Consider the following 12,429-nt stretch of genomic DNA (forward strand, 5'->3'; position numbering starts at 1 on the left):
TAAGGCGACAATGTGCCGCCTTATTTTTATTATTTACCGTTCTTATTTTGGTGGTTTGATCTGGCCACCTTCGCCGCCTGTATCGCCACCTGGAGGGGGCGTAGCCGGATCACCGTTGGTAGTTACTGTTGTACCGCCATCATGGGTACAGTTGCTATTTGTATTTGTAGGCGTTGCCAATCCCAGTAGGATCGCAATAAAATATGGAATAAACATGATTCAAAAATTTTAGAATGTGAAATACTTGGAGAGTGCCCACGAACCATTCGTGGGTCTTTCTCCGGGTTGTAAATCAGAAGGCCTTCTGCAATTTTTGGGAAGTGTTGAGTGTCTGTCGCGGGAGCTGGTAACTGCTTCCCAAACCGGTTATTCACTACCGCGATTTCTACTCGTTTTTAACAGTTGATTCTTTGCTTGGATTATTGTTTGAACCGTCGCTTGAATTAAATGTTGAGACAAATATCCAAGCTTCAAATCGCTAGTTTTCAGATAATTCCGAAGATTCCGAGAATTCTTATTAAATTCCATTCGAATTCCGGAAAACCGTAAAAATTCCGGAGAATTCCGTTCTATTTTTACGCTAAAATTTTAAAAAACATGACTGAAGAATACCCAGAATTAGTATTGTCTACCTATAAAAAGATGAGAGATAATGGGGAGCTACATACGATTATACCCAAAGCGACAACTGCAGCATTAAAGAATGCTTGTTTGAAAGTGTACGACAGCAGATATAATCCAGAAGATGCCGACATACTTTCGGTATTTTTTAATGTAGATAAGATGAAATGTGATTTCCGTAAAGTAATATCTGATGTTAAATCGGATTATTTTAAGGCCCTATGGAAACATATTAGAGATAAAACAGATACAACTGATGAGAGAAATAGTGATCTTTTGGCCTGGTTAATAGATTTTAAACCGAGGCCCAGCGGATCCTATTATAAAAGTCTCCGTGAGGCTAAAAAGCGAACTAAAGAATCAAACGAAGGTTTAATTATTACATCATCTGATGGGAATAGTGATAGTAATGGGGAAGATATTCCTACTGACAAAGGAGATGATAGTCTAAACGGAGAATCAGATAAAAATGACGGGTTAGAAAAGGAGACAAAAGAAAAGATAGAAAGTCTAAATACTAGTGAACCAATTGGGGAAATAGAAATTAATGGCGAAAAAGAGCTTGTGGATAAACCAACCGTTCCACCTGTAATAATTATTCCTGTCAAAATTAATGATGGAGATAAAGGTGCAGACAAAACTAGAGATATCCATCCCCCTAAAGAGCCAATTTATGAACCTCGTTTCTCACCACGCTACATCATAATTTCTTGTGTTCTGATATTCTTTATCGGCAGCACTTCCTTTATGGTTTGGGAGCGTATGCCTATAAGCGTTAGAAAGCCTGATGTAGGTGAGAATGCCATGTACTGGGATGGCGATCATTACGAACCTGTTAAAGCTGGAGCACAAAAACCTGGTGTTGCCATTATTCCATTAGATTTTACACTATTACAACAGCAAAGGAAAATTACTTTACCTGATACACTGACAAAATATTCCTTAGGAAAAGTATGGTATAAAGGTTACGGAAGTAACCATGAGTATTTTACTTTTAAGGGCATATACCCAGCAGATACAGCTAGGACATTAAAGCCGCTCTCAACCACAATCTTAACCAAGTATACTTCTAATTACAGGTATTATTTTACCCGTCTGTTATGGTTTTTATGTGCTGCTTTTGTAATCAGTATTGGTGGTTATTTGGTAAGTACATTAAAGAAAGAAGTGAAGCATGCTAAGGAAGAAGGAGAGCCAGATCGGATTCCTATTCTTCCAGATAGGCAATTCGCCTAATGATAAGTTTAACTTATTGTTGCGGCTAAGTGCTGGTTTAACCCAGATGTAATGCACCTGAGTTAAACCAACTGTAATTATTTTTTACTGTCCCCAGTTTACCTGGATATTGTGCTCTTGCGCGTAGGCTTTGCCTTTTTCCATCAGGGCATTAAAATTTTGTTCAAAGCGGGCGCCATATTTCTGGTCGATGCTGTTAATCAGTTCATCTTTGGCGGTCTGACTGCCCTTACTGTCGCAGAGTTTGGCGTAGGCGAGGTATTCGTTCTGATATACCGGGATCACGAGTTCGTATAATTGCTGCGAAAGCTTTTGAATTTCTTTTTCTTCATCACCTGAAGCGGAAAGCTTTTTCACTTTATCGAGCGATTGTTCGAGGTATAATATTTTGTTGTTAAGATTGGTGGCGGCTTCGTTGCCTTTCTTTTTACTGGATGGGATATCGGGAAATTCTTTGGTTTCGTCGTTGATGTGGCGTGCCAGATCGGCGCTGGCAAAATCGTTGATCATGTTGGTATTCAGGATGGCAATGTCGAAGAAACGCTCAGGGGTTTCGGAGCAGGAGGAGCAGAAAATGCTAATCAGGATTAAAATGGTGGTTAATGGTTTTCGGGATAGGGCTTGTAATTTGTTCATGATCTATATGGTTTCCTTATAAAATTAAGTTTGGGGAGAAGCAAAGATTGAGCCGCTTTGAGTTGGGAGTTTGAATTTGAGTTGAGAGCTTGGAGTTGGGAGCTTGGAGTTGATTTAAGGGACCTTGCGTTTAGGGCTGGGCGTTTGGCGTTGATTAACCGATGAAAAAGCTTCTTTTCAAAGATTAATCGCCGGATCTTCATCAGGCAGCATAGCCCGCCAACGCGGTATACTTTGCAGCAAAAAACGGGGCAGGTTAGCGGAAGAATATTTTGATAAAATGATATTTTTTTTCGCTATCTTACACGCTGACTGTCAGTCATAACAACAACTAAACCAATCGTCCCTTTTTTCGCATCTTAATATTACGCATCTTGTGAAATACTCATTCTACCAACATTTAATTGTTAGGTCGGCTGCGCTGCCTATGAATACCAATTTGCAAATGGAATCGCTATTGCAAATGTGGCAGAATCCCTTTATACGGGAAAGTATTTATCTGGCCAGCAAATCACTCTATAACGATCTCGACAAACTCTTTAGCCATACCAGCGAAATCAGCGATTTAAAAAAAGACGGATTAATAAGGAGCTTTTATAAATACCTGGCACGGATGAGCAACCGCGCTACTCCTTTCGGTTTGTTTGCGGGCTGTTCGGCATTACAATGGGATGTACCGCAGCAATTGATCCTGGGCCAGGGGTTTAAAAGAGGCCTAACGTTAGATGCCGCAGTTAACGAACAATTGGCTGCGCGGAGCGAAATAAACAATACTGAGGCTAATTATGCACTCAATAACACCATTTACCTACAGGGCAAACAGTATAAGTTTATTGCCTACCAGTTGGTAGAAGGCGAGCGGGTTTATGAAATTATCGGACTGGCCTACAATGAGGTGCTCGCCCATCTGGTTAACAGCATGCAGAAAACGGCTCGCCCCTGTAAAGAAATTGCCCTGCTCCTCGGCGATTTCGATCCTGAAGAATCCATGGCTTTTATCAGCCAGCTCATTCAGATCCAATTTTTGACTTATACCGGAAAACCGGGCATTGGGCTCCAGTTCCCGGATTATCTGCCACAGCCCTGGCCAGCTGCCATGCAGGCCGAATTACAATCCATCACCGCGATACTGGAAAAAACAGCTAACATAAATGGGGCAGATAAAGCAATAATTGATAATTATTTGCAAGTGGAGCTCAACCTGAAAAAGCTTCTGGGCGAAAGCCCTAATAACTGTTTCCACGTAACGAGGATAAATTACTTACGCGAGGCCAGTATCCAAAACAGCCTGCAGGCTAAACTTATGCGTGGGATAAAGCTGCTGAACAATTTAACCGATTTTGAGCCTCTTAAACGGCTGAAACAGTTTAAGGCGCAGTTCCTTCAACGTCACCAAAGCCGCAGTATCCCCTTGTTAGCCGCATTCGATCCTGATAGTGGTATAGAATACGGGCAGTGGCACAACAAGGAAACTTTACTAACCGAAGGCTTAAATGCAAATTTAAATAGGGCGGTAGAGCAGTCCCCTTATACAGAAACCAGCCTAAAACTGTTAAAGGTATTAACCTTGGCCAATGTAAGCGGCAACCATACCTTTACCCTGCCAGAAGATTTTGTGCAGGAGAAACCCTTAACAGGACTACCCCATCATTTGACAGCGGTTTTTCAACTTTTTAATGAAGATCAGGTTTACCTCGAACTGGTTCCGGGTACTGGTAGTTTAGGGCTTTTAGCCAGGTTTGCCGATGCCAGCGCAGAAATTAAACAGTTGGCGAAGGCTATGGCTGCCGAAGAAACACTGGCCAACCCTGATGCCATTTATGCAGAAATTATTCACCTGCCCGAAGAGCGCTCAGCCAATGTTATGTCGCATCCCCAATTTTGGTCGCACGAGTTGCAATATGTAGACCGCGCAAACGGCCCGCAGATCATTAACCTGGCCGATATTGAGGTAAGCTTACAGAATGGCCTCTTTAAACTGTTTTCGAAAACGGAGCAACGGGAGATTATCCCGAAGTTGAGCAGTGCCTACAACTATAACCGTTCGCAACATCCGATATACACATTTTTATGTGATATCCAGCATCAAACCGGGCCTGCCGGGTTAAGCTTTAACTGGGGCAGGTTGGCAAAAGATTTTGTGTTCTTTCCGAGGGTTGATACTGCCTTTGGTCTCATTTTACATCGCGCCACCTGGAAATTCAACACTGCTAACCTGACTGCGGTTACAAAAAAAACAAGTAGCGAAAGGCAACGGTTAGAAGCTTTTGAGCAGTTTAGATTGGAATGGAAGATACCAAACAAATTTTTTGTGGTAAATGGCGACAACGAACTGTTAATAGATGTAGAAAATGCCTTATCGGTTGATGTTTTTTTAAAGGAAGCCGCTAAAACAGTTAAAGAGTTGATATTGAAAGAATGTTTGCATGGCGATATGGTGCCAGCATTACAGGATGAGGCAGGAAACCGATATGCACACCAGTTTGTAGCGCCCCTTTTTGCGGCAACAGAGGTAAAAAAAACCAGTTACCAGTTAAGCGACAGTACCATCACCCGCCATTACTTTCCGGGTAGCGAATGGTTATACATCAAAATATTTTTAAACGAAAATACCGCGCAACAGGTTTTAATAGCACTATTTAAACTCCTGGATAAAAATTCGGGGACAATCGATTATAAAAAATGGTTTTTTATCCGTTATTACGAACATGGCCACCATATCCGCTTGCGGATATTGCTGCATAGCGCAGATGATTTTCAACAGGCTTATTTTTTGGTTAAGCAGGTACTCGATCCTTTCATCCTGCACCAGCAGATCAGTAACATCCAACTGGATACTTATGAACGGGAGATTGAACGTTATGGTGCCGAACAGATTGCGCTTGCTGAGAGCCTGTTTGATATCGACAGCAGATTTTGCTCATATATTTTTATGCTGTTCGAAAATAACGACTATACCGAGCAGGGCTGGCTGATTATTTTTTGGGTAATGAAAGAATACTTATCGCGCAAAAGCAAAGATGCGGCCATACAACTAAAATTCGCGGAAACACAGCTGGCATTTTTTTTAAAGGAAATGGACAGCAAAGTGGTTAAAATCCAGATCGACCAGTTATTTAGAAAGTACGGCGCCATCCTCCCTGAGTTGGCAAACGAATACGAAACCCTGCTGAACAACAGGCGCAGCGAAATAGATGAGCTGCTTAAAGGGCAACAGATTGATTGGAACGATAGCTTTTTAGGCGGCCTGATCCATATGTTGGTAAACCGGTATTTTGTTAACCAGCAGCGCCTGCACGAATGCCTTTTATATGGGATGATGGTTAAGCAACTAAAATCTGGTCTGGCAAGGGCAACACAAAATTATTTGTAGAGCGTTTTGTTTAACATATAGAAAAAGCTGTCGCGGTAGGTAACACCAATAGGCACCTTTTCTGTGATATGATCAAACAAGATCATATTGCCATCAATAGATTTAATTTTCTTGATTGCGATAATATACGATTTGTGGGTCCTGATAAATTCACCTTCCGGCAAACCGTCAGCAAGTGATTTCATGCTCACTAAGGATACATGCCGCTGGGTATCTGTAAATACTGAACAATAGTTTTTAAGCCCTTCTATGTAGAGTATATCTTCGAAATTGATCCTCACAATTTTGCCCCGGTCGGTTTTTAAATAAAAGGCATCTGTTTTGGGTGTATTCTGCGCGTTCCCCTGATCTTTTTTTAAGGAGTGAAGCATCAGTTTATCGAGCACTTTTTGCGTGGCATTTAAAAAACGGTCGAACGAATAAGGCTTTAACAGGTAATCTAAAACGTTGTTTTCGAAACCAGCAACAGCAAACTCACTGTATGCTGAAGTAATAATGACCTCAATACCCGGGGGCAGCATCTTGATCAGGTCTATACCCGATAGTTCGGGCATATTGATATCCAGAAAAAGCAGATCGATACTATTGCTTTTAATTTCGACCAAAGCCTCTATGGGATTCGTAAATACACCAATCAAACTTAGATAAGGAACCTTATTTACATAATCTTTTAAAATGTTGTGCGCATAGGGCTCATCATCAATAATGATACAGTTAAGTTGTTTCATAGCGTTTTTAGGGGGAATTTTAATTTACATTCGTAAGTTTCTTCTGTTTCTGAAATGATTAGCAGATGATTATCGGGATATAATTCGTTTAGCCTCTGCTTTACATATGCTATTCCTATTTTATTTGAGTGTACTTTTTTATTATTGTTTTTATAGTTGAAAGAATAAAAATGAAGGTCATTATCGATTACTTCAATATTTAAAATTGCATCCTTTCCAGGGTCTTTTATCACACCGTGTTTAAAAATATTCTCTACCAATGTAATAAGGATGAGGGAAATCACCTTTTTATTAGCCGTATTTCTCTCAAGTTTATACTGCATGGAGAGCGATTCGTTTCTTTCATCATGGATGCGGATAAAATCGTGGATATAACTCAGTTCGCTTTCCAAACTGCTATAACCATCTTCGCTACCTGTTAGTGCATGCCGCATCACATTCGATAACATCAGGATCGATTTGGCTACATCGGGCATCGCCTTATAGGTTTTAGCGTGTAGAAAACCAAGCGTATTGAATACAAAATGAGGGTTGATTTGCGACTTAACGAGGTTGAGTTCGGCCTCTATTGCATTCTTTTTCAACCGTTCCTGCTCCTGTAACATACCAAGCTTTTCGAGGTTGTACAGGTAAGCCTCCTTATTCCGTTTTGCGGCCAGTTGCGCAAAACTAAAGCCAACCGCGATGATGTAAAAATAAAGCCACCGCATAATTAGCGCAGTGATCTGATAATGGGTTAAATAAACAGCAATATCCTTATGATAGATGAAAACTTCGACCGCCATCTTCGATACGACAGAAACGGCAAGGGTAACCACAGTAATCCCTAAAATGCCAAGGGCTTTCATCACCAATGAGCTGCTGCGCTCTTTAACAAATGTAAAACCCAGCCAGGTGGCATAAAATACCGCAATATTGATGGTAAATGATAATACAGTAAACGTAGGGCGGAGGTCAAGCCCGGCAAAATAACTGAGAAGAACTTCGTACAGAATATACGCGCCCCACACTATGAAATGTACACCGATATTTTTTCTATTCATTTAAATCTGGATATCTGCTTCCCGAAACGGAATATTCACTTGTCCTTTTATAGCTACTCATTCGTCATCCAAAACCGCTCATTGGTACAAATTATTTTGCAAGCTTTTGAACAAACCGCACATTTATATCAACAACAAACGATAAAGCTATGAAAAATCAAACTAAAGTTTCGCTACCACAAATCGAAGTTAAACAAATTCAGATTCTTAATCGCAGTACGTCTGCAAAAACAATGGTTTTTAATCAGCGTAACAATTATTTCCCAACAGAAACAGTTGTAACCTCAACACTAACAGGCATTTAATTATGAAAGTAACATTATTAAAAAAACTAGGACTGGAAAGCACGGCAACCATGCTGTCGGATGAGCTAAGTGATATGATAGGTGGAGGCCAGTCGGAAGATGATATCCGCTTCACTTTGAATCTTCCATTTGAAGGGCAAATGTCGGGCTATGCCTTAACGCACATCGTCCAGCGGAGCCAGTACAACAAACGCGTAAGTCAGGAAGACAGCTTGTTATAGTTCTGCCATCGGCACCAAAAACCGGTGTGAGCAGACAAAGACATCCCTGTACCGATAGATACAATAGCCCGAACAGCAAATTCTACCTATGAAAAACACTCGAAACGGCTCTATATAAGGTGTTTTAGCGGATAGCCATCTACTATCCGCTAAGCCCTTAATCTTCTCCTGATAGTTTATTATTCATCCCTTTTAAACTATGGAACATGAAAAAACAACCTAAAACCAAGCTTTCCCTGGCCAAAGAAACCATTGCAAAATTAAATGAGGAGCAGATGGCTCTTTTGTCCGGCGGACAAGGGTTAAACGCTGAATCGGCAGTCACTATTAAAACAGAATCGGAAGCCCTGGGAGATGTAGGAAACTGCGGCCCGCAAACTTTTCAGGTTTCAAAAACCTGTCCGGCAACAAGCTCTTGTTTATGCGTATGCGAATAACCTAGCTGATTTAAACAAACACCACCATGAAAAAACCGATCAACATAAAACTATCACTGAATAAAGAAACAGTGGCTAAGCTAAACGAAGAGCAAATGCAACTGCTTGCCGGTGGACAGGCCATTGGGGCCGATGCAACCATTGTAATCGGTTTGGATGTGGTGACAGGGGAAGAAGATGCCTGCGAAAAAAAATCCATCGTCAATTCCAGGACCTGTCCGGCATCTGCAACCTGTAACTGCCCGGGATGCTAGCAATACAAACAACAAAACAATTTAATTCACCATATAATCAAATCTTATGAAAAAACAATTCAAAACCAAACTTGTGCTAAACAAGGAAACAGTAGCAAAGCTCAATGAAGAGCAAATGGACCTGGTAGCAGGCGGGCAGGCTGCAGCAGATGGCAGTACTTTCGTCGTTGGCCTTAGCCTGGAAGCAGATGCTGCCGAAGGAGGTAGCTGTGGCCAAAAATCAATCATCGCTTCCAAAACCTGTCCGGTAACCAGTACTTGCGTTTGTACCTGCTCATAAACAACCTATCTATAAAAACATGAAAAAACAATTAAAAACCAAACTGTCGCTAAACAAAGAAACGGTAGCCAGGCTAAACGATGAGCAAATGGAATTGATTGCTGGTGGCCAGGCCGCCGCAGAAGGCTCAACTGTGGTAATCGGCTTCGAATCCGAATCATTGGCAGCTGAAGGTGATAGCTGTGGTAAACAGTCTATTATCGCTTCTAAAACCTGTCCGGTATCAAGTACATGTAAATGTAGCTGTTAAAAAATTAAATCAATCTATACAAAAAACAATTAAAAACATGAAAAAACAATTAAAAACTAAACTGTCGCTAAACAAAGAAACGGTAGCGAAGCTCAACGAAGAGCAAATGGAATTGGTTGCTGGTGGCCAGGCTGCTGCAGAAGGTTCAACCATTGTAATCGGCCTTAGCCTTGATGCTGTTGACAGTGGCGATAGCTGTGGTAAACAATCCATCATCGCTTCTAAAACCTGTCCGGTAAGTAGCACCTGCGAGTGTAGCTGTAAATAATCAATCATTAACCATAATCTAAATTACATGAAAAAGCAATTAAAAACCAAACTGTCGCTGAACAAAGAAACAGTAGCAAAGCTTAATGAAGAGCAAATGGAATTGGTATCTGGCGGCCAGGTTGCTGCAGATGGCTCTACCGTTGTTATCGACATTCCGATCCTTTCTGCTGCCGAGGCTGAAGGAGGAAGTTGCGGTAAACAGTCAATTATCGCATCTCAAACCTGTCCGGTATCAAGTACATGTAAATGTAGTTGCTAAACCAATGCACATTGCCGGTAAATGCCGGCAATGTTTTTAACCGCTTGCAATTTTAACAATTGCTGCACAACACCATAAGCTATGAAAACATATATAATATTGATGCTCGTTTTTTTAAGTACTGCTGCTATCGCTGCTCCAGCGAAGGTTGCAAACAGTATTACGGATAGCGTAAGCTTAAAATTTACCGGCAAGGTAATCGATTCTGTTACCAAAGAACCACTTATTTATGCACAGGTTGTAATCAACAACGGGCAAAAACAGGTAACCCAGGCCTTAACCGATACCCTTGGGCAGTTTGAAGTAAAGATAAAAGCGGGTACCTATCAGGTTAAAGTATTTTATATGGGCAACGAAAACCAGGTTTTTAATTTGGTCGTAGCAGATAATCCTGAACATATGGTTAACAGGGTTTTTAATGTGAAAATTAAAACCGAACTCTTAAATGAAGTTTCGGTTTATGCAAAAAGAAAAATTATTGAAAACACCGCCGAAAAGATCGTTTACCATGTAGACCGTGATCCGATGGCCAAAAATAAATCACTCAGCGAGGTGATCAAAAAAGTTCCGTTGGTTACGGTTGATTTTAAAGGCGTTCCTTCTTTAAAAGGAAGTGAAAAAGTACAGGTACAGGTTAATGGCCGTTCGGTTACCGATTACGCCATACCGGTAGACCAGGCCCTTAAAATGATTCCAACGGCAAATGTAGAAAGTATAGAAGTGATTACCAACCCAGGTGCAAGCAGCGATGGCGAGAGTTTGGCAGGTATCATTAACATCATAACAAAAAATAAACTCGCCTTAGGCGGCAATCTTACCGTAGGTGTAGAATCAACCATCGGCAAAAGCTATACTACCAAACCAACCTTAAATTTTACATACGGTGTAGGCAAGGTTAATTTTTCGATCAACGGAAGTTATACCAATTTTAAAACAGTAGGGTTTAGCAACCAGCTTTACTCGAGGAGCAATTTTTTGCAAACACAGGGTGGCAATTTGGGTTACGACGGAAATCCTGTTTATGTAAATAGCGGCCTGTTTTACCAGATCAACAAAAACGAATCATTAAATGCAGGTTTAACGGCTTCCAATTCACCATATACCTTTAACCAAAATTTACAAACGAATATTAACGATCAGGGTGCTGTAAATGTATTTAACCGTTTTTCGGATAATTCGGTTAAGGCCAACAGTTTATCAACCAATTTAGATTATAAACTTAAGTTCGATAAACCGGGCAAAGAGTTTAATGTTGGAGCACTTTTTACTACTGGCAAACAAGACAATTTAAACAACAGCATCAACAATTATGTCTCCGGAACAAATATCCCAGTATTACAGGAGCTGAGCAGCAACAACAGTACTATCCGTACCCTGATCCTGCAATCAGACTATAAACTTCCGGTTGGCAAACATAAATTACAGGCAGGCATTAAAATTACCAACAGGCACTTTGGTTCAAAATATCAAAATGCCCTCAGTTCCCAGTTAACAACAGCACCTACTACAGCTGATGAATATACATACAATCAGGGCATTTACGCAGCATTTGCACAGTTCCAGCTGATGCTGCAAAAAAAATGGACCATGATTGGCGGTATGCGCTACGAAAGAACACAGAATGATGCCAAATTCATATCGACTAACAACAGTGTTAATCAAGGCTTCAACAGTTTTTTACCTACTTATGTAATCGGTAAAAACCTTAAAAATGGAATGATCAGCCTCACTTACAGCTACAAAATTTCGAGGCCGGGAATTTCTTACCTAAACCCATTCCAAAATTTTGTAAATGCAAATACCGTAGCACAGGGGAACCCTGATCTTTTGCCAGAACATAAAAATGGCCTGAGTTTGGCCTTCTCGCACAATGCAGGCAAGGCATATTTGTATGTAGATGCCAGTGCCGATTTCTGGTCTGATTATATTTTACGGGTAAACGAGTTTGTAAACAACGTTAACCAGATCTCGTACAAAAATATTGGATCGTACAGGCAGTTTGGCACATCGGCAAACCTAAACCTTAGCATTACAAAATCATTGGGCTTAACAGTAGGCGGTACATTAAACCTCATCTCAACCAACGATGCGGCATTTAATGCCACTTACAACGAGAAATTAAACTTTAATGCCAGTTTTATCGGCACCTACAACTTTAAAGGTGGCTATAACCTACAGGCCGAATATTACCTGTATTCAAATAACTATTTTTTTCAGAGCAGAACAGTAATGCCCAATACTTCTTCTGTTAGCTTAAATAAATCGTTCATGAAAGATAGGATCAACCTGAGCATTGGGGTAATCAATCCGTTGAACAATAAGATCGAATACGACATGCTCAATATTAACGGGGGCCTAACCAACCAAAATATACAATCAGTTTATGGCAGAGGGCTAACTTTTGGATTTAGCTATCAGTTTGGCAACGATAAAGTAAATAAAAAGAGCAAAACCAATATTAAAGACAACGATACCAAAGAAGGAAGCACTAACCCAATTGGTTTTTAAACAGCAAA

Annotated in this window: 15 protein-coding genes; 11 read left to right on the top strand and 4 right to left on the bottom strand. The window is 40.7% G+C overall.

The features are described from left to right. Positions 1 to 42: 42 nt before the first annotated feature. The gene (locus tag AC04Q1_RS25135) at positions 43 to 216 is read right to left on the bottom strand and encodes a hypothetical protein (RefSeq protein WP_478367292.1); all 174 of its coding nucleotides are present in this window, start codon (positions 214 to 216) and stop codon (positions 43 to 45) included. A gap of 381 nt (positions 217 to 597) precedes the next feature. On the opposite strand from AC04Q1_RS25135, the gene AC04Q1_RS25140 reads away from it, so the two are divergent. Beyond that, positions 598 to 1,857, top strand: a complete 1,260-nt coding sequence (locus AC04Q1_RS25140) for a hypothetical protein (RefSeq protein ID WP_478367293.1) — start codon at positions 598 to 600, stop codon at positions 1,855 to 1,857. An 84-nt stretch (positions 1,858 to 1,941) separates the two neighbouring features. On the opposite strand, the gene AC04Q1_RS25145 is transcribed toward AC04Q1_RS25140, so the two are convergent. Next, positions 1,942 to 2,493, bottom strand: coding sequence for a hypothetical protein (locus AC04Q1_RS25145; RefSeq protein ID WP_478367294.1), 552 nt, complete (start codon positions 2,491 to 2,493; stop codon positions 1,942 to 1,944). Positions 2,494 to 2,869: 376 nt separating this feature from the next. On the opposite strand from AC04Q1_RS25145, the gene AC04Q1_RS25150 reads away from it, so the two are divergent. Continuing rightward, positions 2,870 to 5,866, top strand: coding sequence for a lantibiotic dehydratase (locus tag AC04Q1_RS25150; RefSeq protein WP_478367295.1), 2,997 nt, complete (start codon positions 2,870 to 2,872; stop codon positions 5,864 to 5,866). On the opposite strand, the gene AC04Q1_RS25155 is transcribed toward AC04Q1_RS25150, so the two are convergent. Both AC04Q1_RS25155 and AC04Q1_RS25160 read right to left on the bottom strand, forming a co-directional pair. Next, on the bottom strand, positions 5,857 to 6,594 hold the full coding sequence (locus AC04Q1_RS25155; protein ID WP_478367296.1) for a LytR/AlgR family response regulator transcription factor: 738 nt from the start codon (positions 6,592 to 6,594) through the stop codon (positions 5,857 to 5,859). The genes AC04Q1_RS25150 and AC04Q1_RS25155 overlap by 10 nt on opposite strands. Continuing rightward, positions 6,591 to 7,637 (bottom strand): sensor histidine kinase, encoded by a 1,047-nt coding sequence (locus AC04Q1_RS25160; RefSeq protein WP_478367297.1) that lies wholly within the window; start codon positions 7,635 to 7,637, stop codon positions 6,591 to 6,593. Before AC04Q1_RS25160 ends, AC04Q1_RS25155 begins: the two co-directional genes overlap by 4 nt. A gap of 149 nt (positions 7,638 to 7,786) precedes the next feature. Between AC04Q1_RS25160 and AC04Q1_RS25165 the strand changes: the two genes are divergently transcribed. From AC04Q1_RS25165 to AC04Q1_RS25205, 9 genes are all read left to right on the top strand, one after another. Continuing rightward, on the top strand, positions 7,787 to 7,942 hold the full coding sequence (locus AC04Q1_RS25165) for a hypothetical protein (RefSeq protein WP_478367298.1): 156 nt from the start codon (positions 7,787 to 7,789) through the stop codon (positions 7,940 to 7,942). A 2-nt stretch (positions 7,943 to 7,944) separates the two neighbouring features. Next, a complete protein-coding gene (locus AC04Q1_RS25170; protein WP_478367299.1) occupies positions 7,945 to 8,163 on the top strand; it encodes a hypothetical protein in 219 nt (72 codons plus the stop codon). A gap of 206 nt (positions 8,164 to 8,369) precedes the next feature. Further along, positions 8,370 to 8,600: a class I lanthipeptide gene (locus AC04Q1_RS25175; RefSeq protein WP_478367300.1), complete on the top strand. Its 231-nt coding sequence runs from the start codon at positions 8,370 to 8,372 to the stop codon at positions 8,598 to 8,600. 26 nt (positions 8,601 to 8,626) lie between these two features. Further along, positions 8,627 to 8,854, top strand: a complete 228-nt coding sequence (locus AC04Q1_RS25180) for a class I lanthipeptide (RefSeq protein WP_478367301.1) — start codon at positions 8,627 to 8,629, stop codon at positions 8,852 to 8,854. A gap of 46 nt (positions 8,855 to 8,900) precedes the next feature. Then, the gene (locus tag AC04Q1_RS25185; protein WP_478367302.1) at positions 8,901 to 9,134 is read left to right on the top strand and encodes a class I lanthipeptide; all 234 of its coding nucleotides are present in this window, start codon (positions 8,901 to 8,903) and stop codon (positions 9,132 to 9,134) included. Positions 9,135 to 9,153: 19 nt separating this feature from the next. Further along, the gene (locus AC04Q1_RS25190; RefSeq protein WP_478367303.1) at positions 9,154 to 9,384 is read left to right on the top strand and encodes a class I lanthipeptide; all 231 of its coding nucleotides are present in this window, start codon (positions 9,154 to 9,156) and stop codon (positions 9,382 to 9,384) included. Between the two features lie 37 nt (positions 9,385 to 9,421). Further along, positions 9,422 to 9,652 carry a class I lanthipeptide gene (locus AC04Q1_RS25195; RefSeq protein WP_167295783.1) on the top strand — a complete coding sequence of 77 codons (231 nt, stop codon included), beginning with the start codon at positions 9,422 to 9,424 and terminating at the stop codon, positions 9,650 to 9,652. 27 nt (positions 9,653 to 9,679) lie between these two features. Next, a complete protein-coding gene (locus AC04Q1_RS25200; RefSeq protein WP_478367304.1) occupies positions 9,680 to 9,913 on the top strand; it encodes a class I lanthipeptide in 234 nt (77 codons plus the stop codon). An 81-nt stretch (positions 9,914 to 9,994) separates the two neighbouring features. Then, positions 9,995 to 12,421, top strand: coding sequence for a TonB-dependent receptor (locus AC04Q1_RS25205; protein WP_478367305.1), 2,427 nt, complete (start codon positions 9,995 to 9,997; stop codon positions 12,419 to 12,421). The last annotated feature ends 8 nt before the right edge of the window (positions 12,422 to 12,429 follow it).

The sequence above is a fragment of the Pedobacter humicola genome (assembly GCF_056490705.1).